We start from the raw sequence: 21083 nt of genomic DNA, 5'->3' as shown, positions 1-21083 counted from the left end.
GTATGTGCTTAGCTTTGCCAGCGCAGATTGATCGGATTTTGGAAGATAATAGAGCCGTCGTTAATTTAGGCGGTATAACCAAGGAAATTTCCACGGTTCTGTTAGATCAGGTCTTTGAAGGAGAATACGTCATTATTCATGCGGGATTTGCATTAACAAGATTGGACGAGATGGAGGCGCAAAAAACATTGAGTTTGTTTGCCCAGATGTTAAAGGATGGCAGCAAATGAAATATATAGAAGAGTTTCGTAATGGCGCTTATGCTCAAGCCCTTGTCAATGAAATTAATGCTATAGTAAAACCACACAGGCATTATCAATTTATGGAGTTCTGTGGCGGCCATACTCATGCGATTCATCGTTATGGGATTCCCAGCTTGCTTCCCAAAAATGTTGAAATGATTCATGGCCCAGGTTGTCCTGTTTGCGTATTACCTATTGCGAGAATTGATAACGCCATTACCCTTGCTTCACTTCCTGAAGTCATATTGTGTAGCTATGCTGATATGTTACGGGTCCCAGGTACCGGACAAAAAAGTTTGTTGACAGCAAAAGCATCTGGAGCTGATGTCAGAATGATTTATTCTGCGAATGATGCATTAAAAATTGCTCAGGAAAATCCAGATAAAGAAGTTGTATTTTTTGCTATAGGTTTTGAAACGACAACACCGCCTACCGCTTTTGTTATTAAACAAGCCAGGAAGCTTAATATCACTAATTTCAGTGTTTTTTGTAATCATGTCTTAACACCCATTGCTATGGAAAGTTTATTGCAAACAAATGAAATTAAATTGGATGGGTTTGTAGGGCCTGCCCATGTCAGCATTGTGATAGGGAGTCATCCTTATGAACAAGTTTGTAAAAAGTACCAAAAACCGATAGTAATATCAGGTTTTGAACCTTTAGATGTATTGCATTCCATTCTTATGTTAATTCAACAATTGAATGAGAATCGCTGTGAAGTTGAAATTCAATATACTCGTGCAGTGAATCGTATGGGTAGCCTTTTATCGCAAAATTTAATGAATGAGGTCTTGGAAATACGCGATCGTTTTGAATGGCGTGGTTTAGGTTTTATTCCTGACAGCGCATTGAAAATCAGGGGATATTTTTCTGAATTTGATGCCGAACAACGCTTTGAGTTACCTGCCAGTACAGGACAGGAGCATAAACAGTGTCTTTGCGGAGAAATATTAAGAGGGGTAAAAAAGCCAACTGATTGCAAATTATTTGCTAAAGCATGTCTACCAGAAAATCCCTTAGGATCCTGTATGGTTTCGTCTGAAGGCGCTTGTGCTGCTGTTTATGCTTATGGAAGGGTCAATGCTTTATGAACGAAATTCTGATAACTAAAAAAACAAAAGGCCCCAAACTGAATTTTAAAGAAGGAGCTATTAATTTAACCCACGGCAGTGGTGGACGTGCCATGGCTCAGTTAATTGATCAATTATTTTTAACTGCGTTTGATAATGAGTGGTTAGCTCAGAAAAATGATCAAGCCTGTTTTACAGTTTCTTCGGGTCGTATGGTGATAACAACAGACTCACATGTCATTTCCCCTCTTTTTTTTCCTGGTGGAGATATTGGCTCATTGTCAGTCAATGGAACTATTAATGATATTGCCATGTCTGGAGCAACGCCTTTATATTTGACAGCCAGTTTTATTCTTGAAGAGGGTTTCCCTCTTAATGATTTGCAAAAAGTGGTTTATTCCATGGCTCATGCGGCCAAGCAAGCTCATGTTGCCATCATCGCTGGTGATACGAAGGTTGTTGAACGAGGAAAAGGAGATGGTCTTTTTATCACAACAACTGGTGTTGGTATTGTTCCGGAGGGAATTGATATTTCTGGCGATAGAGCCAAACCTGGAGATAAGGTGATTGTAAGTGGGTTTATGGGCGATCACGGGGTTGCTATTATGGCTTATCGCAATAATTTACAATTCCAGACCAATGTCCAATCCGATACCGCTTCTTTACATGGTCTTGTAGATAGTATGATAAAAGCTGTCCCTGAGCTTCATTGCTTGCGTGATCCTACTCGTGGAGGTCTTGCAACGACACTTAATGAATTGGCTTTACAATCAAAAGTTGGATTTGTAATTGATGAAAGTAAAATTCCAGTTCGTACTGAGGTTGCCAGTGCGTGCGAATTATTAGGTCTTGATCCTCTATATGTAGCTAATGAAGGAAAATTAATAGCAATTTGCCCTTCAGAGAAAACAGAGGAGCTATTAGCTGTTATGAAGGCACATCCACTAGGTTTGTACGCCGAGATCATTGGTGAAGTGATCGAAGATCCTCGATATTTTGTCCAGTTAAAAACAAAATTAGGCGGGATGCGAATTGTAGATTGGTTAGCTGGGGAGCAATTGCCGAGAATTTGTTAGGTCCTGATTATCCGCTCCCTCATGGTCGCGGCTCGGATTATGGTGAGGTAAACCGAGCCGCGACCATGAGGGAGCGGATGTATCAAGCACTGCAACATATAAGGATTAGCAGGATGAATGATAAGAAGAGCTATTTTTTACCTTATGAGAAATTACAAAGCCTAATTGACTCTTTGCAAAACGCCGGTTATTCCTGCATAGGGCCTCAAGTGCGGGACGATGCGATTGTGTATGATGTGCTGACTAAAGTGGATCAATTGCCATGGGGGATTCGCGATCATCAATCACCGGGCGGATATCGATTAGAACATATTTCCGAACACAAAGCGTTCGCCTTTGCCAATGGTCCTCAAGGAATAAAGCCTCTTTTGTTTAAACCACAAGAAACCGTATGGAGAGTAGAGCGCAATGACGAGGGAAAATTATGTTTTAAGCCTTATCAACTGAATGAATCCCCTATTGCCATTATTGGTTCCCGTTCTTGTGATTTAGTGGCTATGAGTATTCAGGATAAGGTGTTTGTAGAAAGCAATAATCCTGATCCCCGTTATAAAAAAAGACGCGAGCAATTATTTGTGGTTGCCGTGAATTGTACTTATTCCTCTGAAAATTGTTTTTGTGTTTCTGCTGGAACTGGTCCGGAAGTGAAAAATACATTTGATATTGTTATGACGGAAATCGACGGCGGATTTGTGGTAGGAACAGGAAGTGATAGAGGGAAAGAGATTATTAATCAACTGCATTTATGTGATGCAAAAAATACGCAATGTACTGATGCCCAAAATAATGTGAAACAAGCGGCGGCAATGCAAACGAAGAGGATTCCTTTAGATAATAAACGAGATTTACGAGACTTGCTTTTTTCCAATTTAAATCATGCGCGTTGGGACGATGTGGCTGAGCGTTGTTTATCCTGTGGTAATTGTACTTTAGTATGTCCAACTTGTTTTTGTCATAGTGAAATTGAAAAACCGGGCCTGGATGGCTCCACCAGCGAACACCAACGAGAATGGGATTCTTGTTTTACAACAGGCCATACTTATTTAAACGGAAAAATTATTCGTGATGATACAAAAAAGCAATACAGGCAATGGTTAACTCATAAAGTAGGAAGTTGGTTTGATCAATTTGATACTAGCGGCTGTGTGGGATGTGGACGTTGTGTGACATGGTGTCCCGTAGGAATTGATTTGACTGAAGAATTGGCAGCGATTTCGGGCGAGCCCAATGTAAGGACAATAGAAAGTGAATAAGGCAGAGTTTGACCCCTATCTACCTGGGGAAGTTGAAATTATGAAACTCACCCGGGAATCTTCTACAATTTTTACTCTTCATTTGCGTTTTACTGATAAAGAACAACATAAGCAATTTCAATTTTGTCCAGGGCAATTCAATATGCTGTACCTTTATGGGGTAGGTGAAGTAGCAATTTCTATTGTTTCAGATCCCAAAAAGAAGACTCTTCTAAGTCATACTATTCGGGCAGTAGGGCGGGTAACCAAAGCCATGCAGAAACTGCAAGTAGGAGACCGCCTTGGAATAAGAGGGCCTTTTGGGGTAGGTTGGCCACTTCAAAAAGTAAAAGGCAAGGACATTATTGTATTAACTGGTGGATTGGGTTGTGCTCCATCGGTCTCTATTATTAATTATATTTTAAGGAGACGAGATCATTACGGTAAGCTCAGTATTTTGCAAGGAGTAAAACATAGTGAGGATTTTATTTTCAGAAAACAGTATGCCAAATGGCAAAAATCACCTCATACTCAGGTATATATAGCTGCTGATCAAGCTGGTCCCAAATGGCCCTGGGCTGTTGGCTATGTCACTGACATGATTGAGAAAATTGATATTCGGCCAGATAATTCAGTAGTGATGATGTGCGGACCAGAAATGATGATGAACACAGCGGTTAAGGTATTTGCCCAAAAGGGAATAATTGAGGATGACATCTATCTCAGTATGGAAAGAAATATGGAGTGTGGTATTGGGCATTGTGGCCATTGTCAGTACGGTGGTTTATTTGTGTGCAAAGATGGCCCCGTATTTGCTTATTCTCAAATTAAGGAATTATTTAAAGAGCCTGGATTTTAGATTGATTGAGGATATCTATGAAACCACGTGTTGCAGTACATAAATTGACATCATGTGATGGATGTCAATTGGCTTTTTTAAATGCTGGTGAGTCTTTACTTATCTTATCTGACCTGGTTGACATAGTGCATTTTGCAGAAGCTGGGATGGTGGATGTTGATGTGAAGGCGGACATCGCCTTTGTTGAAGGCAGCATTTCCACTCCTGCTGAAGAACATCGAATACATAAAATTCGTGAAAACAGTAAATATCTCATTACCATAGGTGCTTGTGCTACGGCAGGAGGTATACAGGCCTTACGTAATTTTGCAGACTCCAGGGAATGGATGGCGAGTGTTTATGCTTCACCTGATTACATTAAGACTTTAACGACTTCTACTGCTATTTCGTATCACGTTAAAGTGGATTGGGAGTTATGGGGGTGTCCGGTAAATAGTAAGCAAGTACTGGAAGCGATCCGTTTTTTATTATCCAATGCCACTCCAAAGATAAAAAGAGACTCTGAATGTATGGAATGTAAACGAAAAGGGAATGTTTGTGTATTAGTGACAAAAAAACAACCTTGCATGGGACCAGTAACTCAAACAGGTTGTGGCTCGCTATGCCCAACTGTGGGAAGGGGATGTTATGCTTGTTATGGCCCAAAAGAGAACGCCAATACCAATTCTTTGGGAAATTGGTTTTTGTCTATGGGATTAAGTAAAGAGGCGATTGCCAGGCAGTTTTTACATATTAATAATCAAGCGCCAACATTTAATAAAGCAGGAAATTACTTTAAGGGAATTAAAATCAGCAATGGGTAAAGACATTTCAATTAATGTTCCAATTTTGGCACGAGTAGAAGGTGAGGGTGCTCTCGAGCTTAGTATTCGGGACAGAAAAATTGAAACATTAAAATTAAAAATTTACGAACCGCCAAGATTATTTGAGAAGTTTTTGGAAGGACGAAGTTATAGTGACGTGTTAGATTTTGTGGCACGCATTTGTGGCATATGTCCTGTTGCTTACCAAATGAGTGCTACTCAGGCTATAGAGCATTGTTTTAACATAAGCCCTATTCCTTGGGTCCGTCATATGCGTCGCTTGTTTTATTGTGGTGAATGGTTGGAGAGTCATAGCATACATGTCTATTTTCTGGCCTTACCTGATTTTTTGGGATTCCAATCAGCACCTGAGATGGCAAAGAAATATCCCGAGGAAATCAAACGCGGGTTGCGTCTCCAAGCTTTTGGTAACGATTTGATTAAATTGTTAGGCGGGCGTTCTGTTCATCCAGTGGGCGCTTGCGTTGGTGGTTTTTATAAAGCGCCGGCTTGTTCAGAAATAAAATTAATATTAGAAAAAGCAAAAGAACGGATTTCCGATTGCGAAGCATTAATTCATTGGCTTGCTGGACTATCATTACCGGACAATTCTCATGATTTTACTAGTGTTTCACTCTATCATCCTACCGAATATCCCATGAATGAAGGAAGAATTGTTTCGGATCGAGGTTTAAATATCAATAAGGACGAATTTGATAGTTATTTTAAAGAGCATCAAGTGAGTTACTCCAATGCATTGCATTGTTTATTGCAGAATAAACCTTATTTAGTGGGGCCTCTGGCTCGTGTTAATAATTGTTTTGGGCATTTGCCCGTACCAATTCATCTTCTTCTACAACGGTTGGGTATCCAATTTCCTTCAAAGAACATGTGTCATAGTATTATTGCTCGTGCTGTGGAGATGTATTACTGTGTTCTAGAAGCTATTCGTATTCTGGAACAATATGAATTGCCGGAGAATTCCTACCCGGAAATCAGGCCTCAGGCTGGGGTGGGAGTGGGTTGTACTGAAGCACCTAGAGGAATGCTATGGCAACAATATCGATTCGATGAAACTGGAAGAGTTTTGTCGGCACGTATTGTCCCACCTACCAGCCAAAATCAAGCGCGGATTGAGGAGGATTTAAATCATTCCTTAATGCAGTTTGGTTTTGATCAGGATGAAGAAGCCATACGCTATTTTAGTGAAATGATAATCAGAAATTATGACCCTTGTATTTCATGCTCCACTCATTTTTTGAATTTAAAAATCAATAGAAAATGAATCTTATAAAAATTTTAGGTATAGGTTCACCCTTTGGGGATGATCAAGTGGGATGGGTAGTTGCTGACTCCCTTAAAAATAAACTGTCAAGGGAGCAAGAGGCTTACCAAATGGTGAGCATAGAATGTTACGATCGTCCGGGTGTTCGTTTAATTGAATTAATAAGTTCCGCAAAAACAGTGTTTTTAATCGATGCAGTAAAATCTGAATGCGCCATAGGTACAATTCATCGTTTAAAAAATGATGAAATTTATGAATTTAAAAATATGTTATCTACTCATGCAATGGGAGTGGCACAAGCTCTCGAATTAGGTAATAGTCTTAAGGTATTACCCGAGGAGATTATTTTATACGGGATTGAAATTGATGACATCGTGTTAAACGATTCTATATCAAAGTCAGTAAAAAAAGCGATTATCATGGTTGTTACCCAATTAAAGCGAGATTTAGACAATATGTTGAAGTACACAGGATAAGTCCGATTAATGCCTCTCAAGATTCAAGAAACACAGAGAGGTTTATTGTTCAAATGCTAAAAATAGTATGCTTTGTGCTAACATTAAAGATAGGTAAGCAGTTATTTTTACAAGATGTTGTATGTATCCACCTTATATGCTAGGTAAAATTAAAAAGCTTCAGAATAAGTCAAAATCAGTAAAAACAGGGCACACGATTTACAATATTGATTATGCACTTAGTAAGGAAGAAGTGATACCACTGTTTTATAAAATCAATAAACACAATAATCCTAAAGCCTCTGTTAATGAAGTAGCTTTTAGCGAGTTAGCCCGTTTGTTTATGCTTCCTGATTCAACTCCTATCCACCATTTAATGCAAGATAAGGAAGGTGGTGAAATAACAGGTGTTACCAGCCATCATGTACAACTTTCAATAGCCAAACGAGAGACTATTTCTGCTACGCAGTTCATGAATATAGATTTTTCTACAGAAAGCAGGAAATATCTTATAGAAGCCGTAGAGGTCAATACGCCCTCTGAAATTCCTTATAAATTTCTTAACGACACGCCTCATGGCTTTTTTGCCTATTTAATGAAACTAAGAAGTGATGATCAAATTTCTATAGACATGGATTCGCTTGCCAGTGTTTTAGTGGGTAAATACACTTTGGAAGAGGATGATTTACACAAGGCTAATTTTGGATTTTATATTACATTAAAAGAAAACAGGCCACATGTTTCTTTTTTCTCTATAGATCATGATTTATTGTTAACTGGCAGTTTGATGTCTCATTTTGATTCGCGAATTTCAAGTTGGGGAAATGTCGAGTCCGCCTTTAATATTACTGCTCTCGACTTGCTTTGGTTCCCTGATCTTCAGGACTCCAAGAATCATTATTGGCCAACTCGAAAACGATTTATGGTGCACTATGGTGATGATAAAGTGTATGGTGATCCCACAGAACGAGCTGCATTTAGGGATTTGAAATACGATAGGGAGTTTAATCTTGCAAAATGGAAGAGATTATTGAAAAGTGCTGTCGTTCCGAATGAATTAATCCATACTGCGCTAGCCCTCCACCTGGATAAAAGAAATCCAGAATCTGCTGCTCATACCCATTTGATCGGCCAAGCGATGACAGAGAGGCTGATGCAACTACGAGCCACGTTATTTTCCATCCCTGAATTTAGAGATTATGTTAGCAGTGATATCGGAAGAAAAGACATCCTGGGTATTCAACGTGAGTTGACCGATTATATTAAGGAAATTCTTCCATTTTGTGATAGGGATGGCAGTGATTTGGAAGCGAACTTATTGCAAGAAATTCATGGCCTTACTGACTCGTGTTTATATTATTGTAATTCACAAAATATCAATGCCGTTCAGGAAGGAGATTCGCCTTTGCATATCGCCATACGTATTGGCCAATATCGTTTTGAGCAAAGCCAGAAGGCTTTTGGGCAATATATGACATCTATTAATGGTAGGCATCAGCAGCCGATTGATATCGCGGCAGAATTAGCAGAGCACTATAAACCGGGATCCGAAAAAATTAATCCAAGCAAAGATCCATTCGCTGTTATTAAACACTTATTATCCCAAGGTTCTGAAATGACTCCTAAAGTGAGATGTTTGTTAAAATCTAGAAATATTGATATTGCCAATTATCATTTTCACTCCAGGTATTACGATGAAAAAGCAACTAATTATGCTGAATTAAAAGCCGTGATGACAGAGATTGGGAAAGACAATTATTTGAGTCTAAAAACCAAGAAAATAATTACGGAAAAAGTGGTAAAGCAGCATATTCATCTGCTTACTCCTAAAGAGTGCGAGCAATTCAAATTGGATTTGAACGGTAGCGCTCAGAAGCCTATCGCACCTGAATTTTTGTTTATCAGCCAGTTACGTAGCAGTTTATGGATTGTCAGGGCTATAAGAGGATTATATGGTCTTTCATCAACTAGAATGGAACTTAATTCCATGATTAATCAACAGGTAAATACTCTCAAATCGGAACATTCATTTCAATTTTTTTCATTAAATTGTTCAGTCAGGCCTTCTTCGAAGAAGTTTTCCTTGAAAGAGGACAAACTGGATTCTGGCTCTAAGAAATCAAAAAATATTCATTAAATTTAAATTGTAGAAACGTTAGTGTCCCACTAGCGCATGCCTAAAATATAATTTTTTACTCAAAGTGCCAAGGGTTTGACCTCTCCGCCGTGTTGCATAGCACGTTTCATCACTTTGCGACCATAAAAATGACGAGCGATGACATAGGTTACAAATTGATTGACCAATTGAGGTAAAAATGGCATGGGACGCAGCACGTCAATGATTAAGACAGCACGATAATCATCACTTGTATTTCTTACTTCATGCGGCCAGGAATCATCAAAAAGGACTGCCTCTCCTTCTTTCCAGGTATAGGGCTGATTATTAACAAAAATTTGTGGTGGATTGTTTTTGGGAACATGTATTCCTAAATGATATCTTAGATAACCAATATAAGGGCCTTCATGTAATGGAATTGATTTTCCTGGCTCCAAAATTGAGAAAAAAGCTTGTATGAGATGAGGTATTCCTTTCAACAAATTACAAAGTGTGGGGCATAATAAACGTGCTTCCTTGAGTTGATAACCAAGGAGATAAAGCATAAAGACATTCCAGTTTTTTTCTGTGGCATTAGATATAGCTGCTTCTCCCGGATCTATGTCATGATAACGTGGGAACTCTTTCACATGAGTTTGCACGTTTTCAAATTCCTTTTTGATATCGAGAAAATGATGCGTTATATGATTTAATTCAGGGAATGTTTGATCAATATCAAAAAAAACCGGGCGCTGATTATATCCTACATAGCGTTCATAAAAACGATTCAACTTACTTTTGAAATAATGATAGTCTACCATTGTTTATTCCTTTCGTTTATTTCAGGACCTACCCCCAATCCCTTCGTTATAAAATATTTTTAATTCAGTCATTTTGTTTGTCTATTCCCTCATTAAAAACACTTTTTGTCTCGATTGTCTTGGCCTTGGGGATGTAAGTCTTGTATTTGTGATAATCATTAAGTGCCAAATGTTCGACTATCCTCGGGAAAATAAGCTATTTTAGAATGAAGTTTGAGGAAATGGAAGTTTAAAAAACTCGTTTACACACAGAGAATATCTGGCTCTCAGGTACTGAAAGTTATTTTTGGCATTAGGATTATTCCAAACAGAGACATTATGCAAAATAAGGCACCTGCCAGGAATGTAAATACAGAGCCTAAATTATCCCAGAGTAATCCAGCCACTATGCTGGCAATAAGCATAGCAATCCCGCATATCAAATTAAAAAAACCAAAGGCTGTGCCACGCAGCTTATTTGGGGCTGTACTTGCTACCATGGCAGCTAAAAGTCCCTGGGTTGCTCCCATGTGTAACCCCCACAGACCAGAACCAATATAAATAAATACTAATGAGTTGCTAAATGCCAGGGTTAAATCGGCAGCAATCAAAATGAATAATCCAATGATTAATAATTTATTGTGGTTCATTGTATCGGCTAGTTTTCCAAACGGGTATGCACTCATTGAATACATCAGGTTCATGGCTACAAGGATTAAGGGAATCCAGGTAACAGACGATCCAACTTGTTGGGCTCGTAAAAGAAGAAAGGCTTCACTGAATCGTGCCAGAGTAAAAATGGTACCTATTGTAACCACCCACCAATAAGCGCCACTTAGTCTTTTTAGTTCTTTAAACTGAATAGGATTAATTGCTTTTGTGCCAATGGGCTTTGCAGGTTCATGAACAAACAAAATAAGAACCAGTACCGATAATATTCCCGGGATAACAGCCACCCAAAACACCGCTTGAAAATTATTATTCCATATTATCATCAGTGCTAAAGCTAAAAGAGGACCAAGGATGGCACCTATAGTATCAAGTGACTGACGTAAGCCATAAGCAGCACCATATCTAGTGATTGGTGCAATGTCAGCGATAAGTGCATCTCGAGGGGACCCCCTCATTCCTTTCCCTATTCTGTCCAGAAATCTGGCAAGAAAGACTAGACCTATATTGGTAGCTAAAGCAAAAAGTGGTTTGCTTAATGCGCTGAAACTATAGCCGAAGACTGCTAATATCTTTCTTTTGCCTAAATAGTCACTGAACATCCCGGAAAATATTCTGACTATGAGTGCAATGGCTTCAGAGACACCTTCTATTAGTCCTATTAGAAATGCGCTTGCACCAAATACTGACACCAAGAAGATCGGTAGTAAGCTAAAAATAAGTTCCGATGAAAGATCCGTTAACATGCTGACGAAACCAAGTGCCCAGATACTGGAATGTATTTGAGTCAGTGGTTTTTTTTGATTAGAGTTAATAGTCATGTTCTTTCAAATGATTATCGGTACGTTTAACTTGTATTAGTAAAGCGCTATGCAGGGATTAACTATGAATAGTGCAATATCTATTACTCGGGTTATATTGCTCGTTATTATTGAGCAATGATTCGTAAAATACATCTCTGTTGTTTATAATACCAAGCTTCAAAAGGAGATACCTAATGATGTATGGTGAATTATGTACAGAGTTTTACGATGAAGACAAACAATTTGCAAACAAAGACGAGTTGCAATTGTATCAAGAGGTATTTAAAAGGACGGATTTACTTTTTGAACCTATGTGTGGGTCGGGACGCTTGCTTATCCCATTAATGCAACTGGGTTATAATGTGCATGGTTTAGATAGTTCTGCGAGTATGCTTGCAAGTTGTAAGCATAGGGCGGTTGAATTGAATCTTAAGCCCATTTTGAGCGAATGCAGTTTTGAGAATTTTGTCAGCGACAGCAGTATCAAGGTATCATTATCCCCTTAGGTTCTTTTCAATTATTTTATCCTAGAATAAACGCTTATAAAGTATTAGAACGATTCAAATCACTTTTGGCTCCAGGTGGTAAATTGGTTATGGACTTGTTTATACCCTGGGAGGTCATGACTGAACAAGAAGAGGTCGATATCAGTACTCGACAAGTACAACTTCCATCTGGCGAAATCATTGAAATTATTAGTAAAACGACAGTAGATATTTTTGAGCAACATATGCTGAGTAAAACGCAGTATACCAAATATTTTAATAATAAAATTGTAGCCCAGGAAGATGAGGATATGGATATCCTCTGGTATTATCAGTATGAAATGGAATTGATGTTAGAAAAACATGGATTTAAAGAAATAAAACAAATCAATCGTTTTCTCAATGGTAGTGATCACATAACATTTATAGCGGTGGCTTAAAGGGAGACCCTAATCCTCCTACCTACTATTTTTCTGCTACTATCGTTGGGAAGATGTGCGCTTCGTCATACAAAAAAGAAATGTTTCTGAATCCTGTTGATTCAAGTTGTTCCTTGGTTTGTTGGGACGAACGGAAACATTGGAATTTTGCATTTAGAATGTCCGAAAAAACAATTCTTTGCAGTAATAGATCCTCTTGATTGATTTTATCGAGCACCCATTCGCACTGTGGGCTTAGGTGAGGAGGATATGTTAAAAAACTGGTTACTAATTTTCCTCCTTTTTTCAGGGCATTATGGAATTGCTGGTATAGATCCAGGATTTTGTCATCGTCTGGTTCATAAATATTTAATCCATTGCTTGAAATGAGGTCAAATTCATCTTGAATATTAAGTTCCCATGCGTTACCACAAAGAGTTTGTGTAAAACTGGTTAGATTAAGTTTTTCTGCTAAGGTTATGGCATCTTGTAATGCTGCAGGATCGTAATCTATACCAATTAGTTGAATGTTGCTGATGCCTTTAAAATCAAGATAGAGCAATTCTCCTAACATCCCGCAGGGGATGGATGCAACAGTTGCCCCATTAAATATAGTTTTTTGATTTTCTTGCAAAAAGAGCTCAAAACGTTGTTGTGTTGCTAACATTGTAGGTGCTTTGTCCAATATAAAACTTTCCATGGGGGATAACGGTTTTCCGCTATTATTTAGGCCTGTTTTTCTCCCGAACCATGGATGCGTCAACATATAATGGGTCCAATATCCATTGATGCCCTGATTTTTTATTAAGAATTGCCCAAACTCAAATTGACATAATTCCTGAAGAATTTTAAGCTGAGTTTCTACTGTGACATGTGGTTTATCACCTTCTTTGATTATTCTTTCTTTCATTTGCTGCATGGCAGTATTCAGATGAGATGAACCTGTGTTATGAGATATAATATTTTCTTGTTTAGGCATGCAAACTCTCTATGTTATGGCTCTAATCGGACAAAATTTTAAGTGTTAATTAGTGCGAGTTCAATATCAAAAATAATGTTATTTTTTGATATTGAACCAGATTATTTTGAAGTGGATGGCGATATAAAAGGCATTTCCTTGCCTTTTATATCGAACTCATATTGCTTAATATTCCTGAGGATTCGTATTCTTTCTACCTGGATTAATTCTTTGAACGCAGGTCTTGCTAATGTCCTATCAAGATGGGCTATCAAAAGTACTGTAAACATATCCTGATATTGGATTCTCCGGATCAATAAACTCAGGGTATAATTGAGTAACGGTGTTATGGACTTTCTTTATATCGCTTCTGAGCAAATATCCGCTACTTTTTTCAAACATTTTTTCTGCAGTAAATGAGCGGACTTCATCTTTATAACTGACCTGTTTTGAGTCTTCTGTTTCCCATTCCTCATCGTATATATCGGAATTTAAAAAATGACAGATTTCGTGGATTAATGTTTTTGCAATTTCTTCAACACTTTTTGTCGAACTGATGTAAATATGATTGTTATCATAAATAATTCCATCTAACTCTCCCTCAATTTTACGTACAACGGAAATTGTTGGTGGAAACGTTTGGGGAAGAGTAATATGATGGTTTTTTTTCATATCTTGCCTCATTCTCTGGTAATGATCGTGAGTGATTTGAAAGAAAGAACTGACTATGATTTGATTGGTGTAAATCGCTTGCAGTACAAGTCTGGCGACAAGAGATTGATTTTGTTTTATCAGATTTATTGCATCATGAAATTTTTGTTCAAAATTGTTTTCATCAAAAGCCTGGTTTTTTTCAAAAAAATTGAATTGAGACATTCCTTTTCTCCTATTATCCAGTATTAATGATTCTTCCATGCCATTTCAGATAGGACTTACGCAAAACTCCAATCTCTTTGTTAAAAAGTGTTTTTAATTCAGTCAGTTAGTTTATCTAAACTCCCTCATTTAAAACAATTTTTGCATCGATCTTGGAATTTTGCGTAAGTCTTAATAGTAACCTGTTTTTCAATTAATGAACAATACTGAGCGTAATTTTTCAATATGAACAGTTTTATCACTATGAGAGCTTATGTCATTTTGGAAAATTAATTTGAAAGCAGGGGGTTGATTACTCAAGACAAAGAGGAAAAAATGTACAGATTATGGGAATTTACTTTCCCGATTGATCCAAGTTACCAAGCAGGATTAAATATTGTCTAATTTCTTAAAAATAAATCAAATTAATATTCCCTTAATTATAAAATTTTATAATTGAAGCTTTATTGTAAAGTTGTAGGAACACTATGAGTTTTGAGCAATATAAGTTTCGCATAGAGAAAATGAGTGACAACCTGCAGAAACTTAAGAATGAGGATAAACAGAATGGAACTGCCTTTACCGATTCTTACGTCGCAATAATTGAGAAAGAATATTTGGGTCAAATTAAGGAGTTGATTAATCAGCTCAATGCATGTCACGGCAAAGATGATTTACGCAGAGCGGAAATCATTGCTCAAATTAAAGAAGTAGACAAGCTGTTTTTGGCAGCACAAGAAAAGAACATTATTAATCAGATATTGTTTACACGGCATGGTCAATGTGATTTCTGGGGGCAGAAGAGATTTGGTTTAAATCCTAATTCACCTCTTGCTGAAGAAGCACTGGAACACTTGGAGACAACCAATCAATACACTCAAAGTTTATTGTATTTTACCGATAAATCTCCACGAATTGCTATATCACCCATGACAAGAGCAATGCAGACTGCAGGCTTGCTCATTCCCAAACAACTTTCTTCTGCAGAAATATCAATTGAGCCGGCATTAACAGAAAATAGTAGTGCACCTTCTGGACATGATGTGAGATCTGTTAAGGACATGCAACTCTTAAGCAAAGAATATACTTTTTGGAAATCACCACTTAAAGCCATATTATTCTTCTTATCCAGTTTAATTTACGGCCACAAGGTATTTGAAGAGCATAAACAAAAAAGACAAGAAGCAATAAAGAATATTCAGTTACATAATGGTGGAGTATCAATTATTACTTCAGAGGGTGATGTAAAACAGGATTTACATCTTGATAAAGAAAAGAAAATCGAGCGAATTCAACAATTCATTCATGATGTAGATGAAGGTCGTGATCTTTGGTTGATAGGACATGGCAAGAATTTTACTGATTTTTTTGAACGTATTTTTAATATTAATACCGATTTTGATTTCGGGGACACCCAACCAGTTTATAAGATTGCTCAATCAGAGAATAAATCTTATCTTTTTGTTACACCTTATACTCTCATTGTTAATCAGGACACAGGAAAGCTTGAAGGCAAATACAAAGGGGTCATTGGTCAGGTCGAGGAGCAAACGTTAAATATCGAGCATTCTATGCCTTGTGAAGACGAAGGGGCACAACTGATTTCTTCTTGTTCTTATTCCGCAATGAAACAGCGTGGAATTGATTTTATTCATCCTGATAGGAAATCATCTTTCTCAGAACACACTATTCAACCTACAGTAGGAAGTATGGCTCTTACTCATAGTGGTCCAACTCTGAAAATCGATGATTTCGACTCGACTACCGAACTAAATAAACATGAGAATGAGTTGCATAAATCATAAGAAATCACAAAAATAGACAGTGATTACCTTTGGATGAGGCGAAAGAGCCATAGCTAAATTTTACATGATCGGCTCCTCTTTAATATTTCCGAATGCCTCTGCAGGTGCATTATCACCTTTTCCCAAGATAGCTGGTACGGCGGGTTATATTTTTGGATTTTTACAAATTTTAGGTGGTGCGCTTTCCAGTGCCTTGATTTCTTTGAGTAAAGAGGAGAATCAACCCCCAATGGGGATTGCTTTGCTAATAACCGCAATTCTGGCTATGTGGATTTTTATTATCACTAAAAATCATAATAATGTTTAGGTGAACTTTAATCAGGAAGCATTCTTCTGATTTTGCATAATCTTATTCGCAATAAATTTACAGCTATACTTAAAGTATTGTTCAATTGACAATACTTTTGGCTTATGAAAGGAATCTTGTTTAACGAATTTCTAAATTACGTAGAAGAAACCCATTCTTACACTATGGTGGACGAAATTATTGAGGAGAGTCAGCTAAGTTCACGTGGAGCTTATACCTCTCTAGGCACTTACTCCCAGAGAGAATTAATTCAATTAATTAATAGACTAAGTGATAAAATTGCAAAACCAGCTTCGATTATTTTACAAGAATATGGAGAATACTTATTCGCAATTTTTGTAAAAAAATACCCTCAATTTTTCAAGAAAAAAAAGTCTGTTTTTCAATTTTTAGAAGGACTTGAATCGCACATTCATATGGAAGTGAAGAAACTTTATGAAAAAACAGAGCTACCCCATTTCAAATGCACGTATATTACTCCGTCTCAATTTGAAATGATTTACACCTCATCGCGTCCATTAGCTGATTTGGCGGAAGGCTTAATTCGTGGCTGTATTGGTTATCACGGGGAAACTATATCCATAGTACGTGAAAATATACCGACTCCAAAAGGTACCAAAGCAAAATTTATATTAATGAAAGGTTAACTCAAATGAGTGACTATGACGTGTTGTTGCGACGTCTTGAGAGAGAGAGACGCGCAAGAATGGAAGCGGAAGAAATAAGTGAACGAAAAATATCTCAATTATATCTTCTTAGTCGGCGTTTAGAGGAAAGCTTGAAAACACAAAAAGAAATAAGTAGGAAATTAAAGGAGAAGACTAAAGCATTAAAGCTTCAAATAGCTAAAACTGAAGAAGAACGCTATGCAAAGAGTACTTTGCAAACCATTTTAGAAAGTTCAATCGAGTATTCAATCATTGCAGTTAATTTGAGAGGACTTATATTAGTTTGGAATGAAGGAGCCAAGCGAAATTATGGTTACGAAGCTCATGAGATGATTAATAAAAAAAATATACGGATTTTATACACCCCTGAAGACATTCAATCTGACAAACTAAGGCAATTTTTTCAAACTGCTCGCAGAAATGGCAAGGCAGAGGCAGTATTTGAGAGGGTGCGAAAAAATGGCTCTCGTTTTACTGCTTTTGTGACTATGGCAGTACGCCGTGATTCAGAAGGCAAAAAAGTAGGTTATGTTATTATTTCAAAGGATATTACAGAGGCTAAAAAATTTGAGGAGCAGCTAATTAAAAGTAACCAGGAACTTGAAGAGTTTGCCTACATTACTTCTCATGATCTGAAAGCCCCATTAAGGGCGATTGTGCAATTAGCAACTTGGATTGAAGAAGATTGCTCAGAGAAGTTGGATGTTATTTCTAAAAAGAATCTTCAATTACTTCGAGAACGTGCACATCGAATGAGGGGAATGATAGATGGCTTATTACAGTATGCCCGAGCTGGCCAAATCAATGTAGAGGCAGAATGGTTAGATACCAAAGAATTACTTCGAGAAGTAATTGATATTTTGAATCACGGCAAACAATTTACCATTGTGATTCGTGAATCGATGCCTCAATTGTTCGCTGCCAAATTGCTATTAAGTCAGGTTTTTTCTAACCTTATCGTAAATAGTATGAAACACCATCATCGCAAAACTGGAACTATCGAAATTGGTGTTTTTGATAAAGGGTCTTTTTATGAGTTTTATGTGGCTGATGATGGTCCAGGTATTGAACCAGTATATTTTGAGAAAATATTTAAAATATTCCAAACCTTAAAATCCAAAGATGAGCTAGAAACCACTGGTATAGGATTAAGTATTGTGAAAAAAATTGTAGAATCCCAAGGTGGGCAAATCCAGGTGCAGTCTGAGTTGGGTAAGGGGGCAAAATTTTCATTTACATGGCCTAAATATCCTTGCCAATAAAGGATTAGGTCTATAATTAATTTAGACACAATAAAAATAAAACGTTTCTTTCAGGGAGATTTGTGATGGAACCCACGATTGATAAAGTAGATATTTTGTATTTAGAAGATGATGAAGTTGATATTCAGTCCGTTCAGCGTGTGTTTCATAAAATAAGTTCGTTAATTAAGATTGAAGTAGCCAAAGATGGGAATCAGGCATTAGATATGCTTTATGGACGAAATAAAGAAAATAAAATTCACCCCAAAGTGATTCTCCTCGATATTAATATGCCTAAAATGAATGGAATTGAGTTCTTAACAGAATTACGAGCGGATTCTTCATTTACAGATATTGAGGTATTTATACTTACAGCAGCTTATACTAGCAAAGATAAACTGGTTTTAGAGCCTTTAAATATTCGTGGTCATTTGATTAAACCACTAGATTATGGCGAAGCAATTAAACTGTTTTGGGTTTTGCAATCTCTATAGTGGGTTTTTGACATAATGGGACAAATGAGAGAAAAGAGGTTTTTACATTAAAATTTTTAATAAAAAATTAACCAATAGATATATTGTTGAAATTCAGAATACAAATTCAACTGTCTGCAAAATTAATGTTTTCTTAATGAATGACTAAAGCATCTTGGAACTCGTTTGGTTTGGTTCGCTTAACGTCATGCCACTTCCAGGTTGTTTTAATGCTTTTTCTAATGGTTCTCTTAATTTGGGATTGGCGTTTGGATGTTGCTTTAAATATTCATTACCCAAAGTAATTAAATCTTTATCATGAGGGTTTTCTTTAATAGCTTTAGCCAATTCATTGACTTTTTCAACGCGCATATGGCCGGTAAATTCTTTGTATTCTTTTTTAACGGACTCTTTATCGCTTTCAGTTAATTTGTCAAAACCCCCTACCTCTAGGGCTTTTTTACACAGGAGTATACCTTCAATGTTGGAACGGGAATTGGCTATTGTGCAATTGTCATTTTTTTGTCCTTTTTGTTTGATGTGATGAATAGGTTCCTTGTTTCCAGCAACGGATTTAATTTGGGACATAATATCATCATGGGCAGTGCCATTAGAATGTCCGTTCATCATGTTGTTGATAAACTGTGGGGTAATTTTACTGGAATCATCAATGCGAAATATGTGTGTACCATGATTATTGCTGTTTGCTCCAAGACCACGATTGGTATATACCAAATAACCGGATTTGGAGTCTGGGCCATCTGGTACATAGGACATTCCCATAGCATGTCCTGAACAACTTACTGGGATCGTAGTGAGTTTACCACTTTGAATACGTGCCGAAAGATCATTACCTGCTTCCGGGTTTCTTTGTGGTGTGCTGAACTTAAATGCGGATGCATTATTTGAAAAATGAAATGCATCAGAGATTTCCTGAAAATTCTTGTTGTCAGGATGAGACTTGGCAAAATGGCTTACAGAATCAGTCATCAATTGATAGGTTGGTGCTATATGACCGAATTGGGAGGGGGTGCCGTCAACACTGGTCATGTTGATACCTAAAACCAAACCAAAGTTTTTAACAGGATGGAGTTTTTCTTTGGAAGGGGGTAATGGAGGGAATCCAAATTCTTTGGCCGCTTTACTATCCAGCGCAATCTCAAAAACCGCTTTTTCTACTGGGCCTACTTTTGCTCCATTATCCAAAAAAGTTTTTGCCAAAGCAAAGTCTTGGTTTTGCAGAGCATATTGCAAAGGGCTTTGTCCATTGGCATTCACTGCTTTATTTAATGCATCTTGTACGTTTTCATAACCACTTTCCCTGGAAATTTTGCTTAATTGTTCTTGAAATAATTCTCCCTGGAGTTTTGAAGTGATTAATTCAGCAAGTAAACGAAAGAACATATCACTGTCTGCCTTGGCTTTATTATGCATGTCCGCCTGCAATGACATTTTTTTTCGTAGTTCATCAAGTTTATTTTGTTCAGTTATTGATTCATTAAATTTATTAAGCATCTCCATAGGAGCATTTAATTCGCTTAAATTTTTATTAGTTGTAATCTTTGGTGAATCTGGGGGAGGAGTCAGCATACGGCACCTAATTTATTGACTGTACTATACGTTTATTATACATGACAACCTAAAAACTGTCTAAAAATGGCTCATAGCTTATCCTACTTAAAGGTTAGAAGAGATAGACACACTGTGCCCTGGTTTTTCCTGAGGCATTTTGCTCCTACCTTTACAACCAAAAATACTGTACAGAAAGAGGCAAAAACAGGATTTTTGTTGTGAATCGGGTTTATTATCTCTTTCATTCCGATTGATATTATCTCGCTCGTCAAGTAAGGACCTTTCTTCTGGAGGAATTTTTTTCCTGGGTTGTTTTTTGTACTGGTCAACAAAAAAATCTTCGGGAAATTTTGTGGTTTTTACAACAAAATCCAATAACTCTTTGGGACTCGGTGTCAGATATTGGGATATCGTGACATTCAAATTAAGTCCACCTGGATCGGCTTTATTTTGGGGGGATTTTGAAAACCATTTTACTAATTCACTTTTTTCATAAAGAGTGGTAATGCCTTCAGAGGTCGGGTAAAAGACAGGGTTTACTGGTAGCTCTAAACTAATCGCACAACATAGCCAATCCAAATCAACTACTTCAAGCAGTTTTAGTTTCTGCGCTAAAATTCTTAACATCATTTTAGCGTCCGGTTCAACGACTTTTATGTTTTTGGGGACACTAGCTTTATAATAGAGCATCTGATTTGGGTCATTTTGCAGATATACGATTTGGGTCATAAGTGTCTCCAGAAAATATTATTTTCAATCCTATCATTAGTGATTAAACACATGCAAAAGTGTCTTTTATTGTGGCATTAATGTCAATTTAAAAAATTGAATCAAAGTTATAATGAATAACCGGAAAGAGGTAGTCCTTGTTAATAATAACTGAAACGATTTCCTTCAATTTTTTATTGCCG

General features: G+C 37.2%; 22 protein-coding genes. 16 read left to right on the top strand and 6 right to left on the bottom strand.

Features of this window, described 5'->3' with window-relative positions; translation table 11 throughout:
* The first annotated feature begins 2 nt into the window (after positions 1 to 2).
* The 9 genes from ACZ5EK_RS13075 (at position 3) to ankK (ending at position 9159) form a co-directional block, all read left to right on the top strand.
* The gene (locus ACZ5EK_RS13075) at positions 3 to 230 is read left to right on the top strand and encodes a HypC/HybG/HupF family hydrogenase formation chaperone (protein ID WP_464430105.1); all 228 of its coding nucleotides are present in this window, start codon (positions 3 to 5) and stop codon (positions 228 to 230) included.
* Positions 227 to 1333 (top strand): hydrogenase formation protein HypD, encoded by a 1107-nt coding sequence (hypD, locus tag ACZ5EK_RS13070; protein WP_464430103.1) that lies wholly within the window; start codon positions 227 to 229, stop codon positions 1331 to 1333. The genes ACZ5EK_RS13075 and hypD overlap by 4 nt, the downstream gene beginning before the upstream one ends.
* Positions 1330 to 2388, top strand: a complete 1059-nt coding sequence (gene hypE, locus ACZ5EK_RS13065) for a hydrogenase expression/formation protein HypE (RefSeq protein WP_464430102.1) — start codon at positions 1330 to 1332, stop codon at positions 2386 to 2388. Before hypD ends, hypE begins: the two co-directional genes overlap by 4 nt.
* A gap of 113 nt (positions 2389 to 2501) precedes the next feature.
* Entirely contained in the window at positions 2502 to 3641 is a 1140-nt protein-coding gene (locus ACZ5EK_RS13060) for a 4Fe-4S dicluster domain-containing protein (protein ID WP_464430101.1), read from the top strand.
* On the top strand, positions 3634 to 4479 hold the full coding sequence (locus ACZ5EK_RS13055; RefSeq protein WP_464430100.1) for an FAD/NAD(P)-binding protein: 846 nt from the start codon (positions 3634 to 3636) through the stop codon (positions 4477 to 4479). Before ACZ5EK_RS13060 ends, ACZ5EK_RS13055 begins: the two co-directional genes overlap by 8 nt.
* Positions 4480 to 4496: 17 nt before the next feature.
* Positions 4497 to 5282 carry an NADH-quinone oxidoreductase subunit B family protein gene (locus ACZ5EK_RS13050; protein WP_464430099.1) on the top strand — a complete coding sequence of 262 codons (786 nt, stop codon included), beginning with the start codon at positions 4497 to 4499 and terminating at the stop codon, positions 5280 to 5282.
* Positions 5275 to 6567 (top strand): Ni/Fe hydrogenase subunit alpha, encoded by a 1293-nt coding sequence (locus ACZ5EK_RS13045; RefSeq protein WP_464430098.1) that lies wholly within the window; start codon positions 5275 to 5277, stop codon positions 6565 to 6567. Before ACZ5EK_RS13050 ends, ACZ5EK_RS13045 begins: the two co-directional genes overlap by 8 nt.
* A complete protein-coding gene (locus ACZ5EK_RS13040) occupies positions 6564 to 7043 on the top strand; it encodes a hydrogenase maturation protease (protein ID WP_464430097.1) in 480 nt (159 codons plus the stop codon). The genes ACZ5EK_RS13045 and ACZ5EK_RS13040 overlap by 4 nt, the downstream gene beginning before the upstream one ends.
* Positions 7044 to 7164: 121 nt before the next feature.
* Positions 7165 to 9159, top strand: a complete 1995-nt coding sequence (gene ankK, locus ACZ5EK_RS13035) for a Dot/Icm T4SS effector AnkK/LegA5 (protein ID WP_464430096.1) — start codon at positions 7165 to 7167, stop codon at positions 9157 to 9159.
* A 59-nt stretch (positions 9160 to 9218) separates the two neighbouring features.
* On the opposite strand, the gene ACZ5EK_RS13030 is transcribed toward ankK, so the two are convergent.
* Both ACZ5EK_RS13030 and ACZ5EK_RS13025 read right to left on the bottom strand, forming a co-directional pair.
* Positions 9219 to 9938 carry an aspartyl/asparaginyl beta-hydroxylase domain-containing protein gene (locus tag ACZ5EK_RS13030; protein ID WP_464430095.1) on the bottom strand — a complete coding sequence of 240 codons (720 nt, stop codon included), beginning with the start codon at positions 9936 to 9938 and terminating at the stop codon, positions 9219 to 9221.
* Between the two features lie 266 nt (positions 9939 to 10204).
* Positions 10205 to 11407 (bottom strand): MFS transporter, encoded by a 1203-nt coding sequence (locus ACZ5EK_RS13025; RefSeq protein ID WP_464430094.1) that lies wholly within the window; start codon positions 11405 to 11407, stop codon positions 10205 to 10207.
* A 176-nt stretch (positions 11408 to 11583) separates the two neighbouring features.
* Here ACZ5EK_RS13025 and ACZ5EK_RS13020 point away from each other — a divergent pair, with 176 nt between their 5' ends.
* Positions 11584 to 11895: a class I SAM-dependent methyltransferase gene (locus ACZ5EK_RS13020; RefSeq protein WP_464430093.1), complete on the top strand. Its 312-nt coding sequence runs from the start codon at positions 11584 to 11586 to the stop codon at positions 11893 to 11895.
* A 116-nt stretch (positions 11896 to 12011) separates the two neighbouring features.
* Positions 12012 to 12314: a hypothetical protein gene (locus ACZ5EK_RS13015; protein ID WP_464430092.1), complete on the top strand. Its 303-nt coding sequence runs from the start codon at positions 12012 to 12014 to the stop codon at positions 12312 to 12314.
* Positions 12315 to 12339: 25 nt separating this feature from the next.
* On the opposite strand, the gene ACZ5EK_RS13010 is transcribed toward ACZ5EK_RS13015, so the two are convergent.
* On the bottom strand, positions 12340 to 13272 hold the full coding sequence (locus ACZ5EK_RS13010; protein WP_464430090.1) for a methyltransferase domain-containing protein: 933 nt from the start codon (positions 13270 to 13272) through the stop codon (positions 12340 to 12342).
* Positions 13273 to 13509: 237 nt separating this feature from the next.
* Positions 13510 to 14127 (bottom strand): lpg2461 family Dot/Icm T4SS effector, encoded by a 618-nt coding sequence (locus ACZ5EK_RS13005; RefSeq protein ID WP_464430089.1) that lies wholly within the window; start codon positions 14125 to 14127, stop codon positions 13510 to 13512.
* 467 nt (positions 14128 to 14594) lie between these two features.
* On the opposite strand from ACZ5EK_RS13005, the gene ACZ5EK_RS13000 reads away from it, so the two are divergent.
* The 5 genes from ACZ5EK_RS13000 to ACZ5EK_RS12980 all read left to right on the top strand — a co-directional run bounded on the left by ACZ5EK_RS13000 (position 14595) and on the right by ACZ5EK_RS12980 (position 18621).
* Positions 14595 to 15911, top strand: a complete 1317-nt coding sequence (locus ACZ5EK_RS13000; protein ID WP_464430088.1) for a phosphoglycerate mutase family protein — start codon at positions 14595 to 14597, stop codon at positions 15909 to 15911.
* Positions 15912 to 15975: 64 nt separating this feature from the next.
* Positions 15976 to 16218: a hypothetical protein gene (locus ACZ5EK_RS12995; RefSeq protein ID WP_464430087.1), complete on the top strand. Its 243-nt coding sequence runs from the start codon at positions 15976 to 15978 to the stop codon at positions 16216 to 16218.
* A 116-nt stretch (positions 16219 to 16334) separates the two neighbouring features.
* On the top strand, positions 16335 to 16865 hold the full coding sequence (locus ACZ5EK_RS12990; RefSeq protein WP_464430085.1) for a heme NO-binding domain-containing protein: 531 nt from the start codon (positions 16335 to 16337) through the stop codon (positions 16863 to 16865).
* A gap of 5 nt (positions 16866 to 16870) precedes the next feature.
* Positions 16871 to 18148: a sensor histidine kinase gene (locus ACZ5EK_RS12985; RefSeq protein ID WP_464430083.1), complete on the top strand. Its 1278-nt coding sequence runs from the start codon at positions 16871 to 16873 to the stop codon at positions 18146 to 18148.
* Positions 18149 to 18213: 65 nt separating this feature from the next.
* Entirely contained in the window at positions 18214 to 18621 is a 408-nt protein-coding gene (locus tag ACZ5EK_RS12980) for a response regulator (RefSeq protein ID WP_464430082.1), read from the top strand.
* Positions 18622 to 18765: 144 nt separating this feature from the next.
* Here ACZ5EK_RS12980 and ankD read toward each other — a convergent pair whose 3' ends face one another.
* Complete coding sequence (gene ankD / locus ACZ5EK_RS12975; protein ID WP_464430081.1) at positions 18766 to 20190, bottom strand: Dot/Icm T4SS effector AnkD/LegA15; 1425 nt, start codon at positions 20188 to 20190, stop codon at positions 18766 to 18768.
* Positions 20191 to 20277: 87 nt separating this feature from the next.
* Positions 20278 to 20901, bottom strand: a complete 624-nt coding sequence (locus ACZ5EK_RS12970) for an RING finger protein (protein WP_464430080.1) — start codon at positions 20899 to 20901, stop codon at positions 20278 to 20280.
* Positions 20902 to 21083: the final 182 nt, after the last annotated feature.

The organism is Legionella sp. JM-2024 (genome assembly GCF_055389095.1).
The sequence above is the reverse complement of the archived record's forward strand: the minus strand, read 5'-3'. Positions and strand labels throughout refer to the sequence as shown.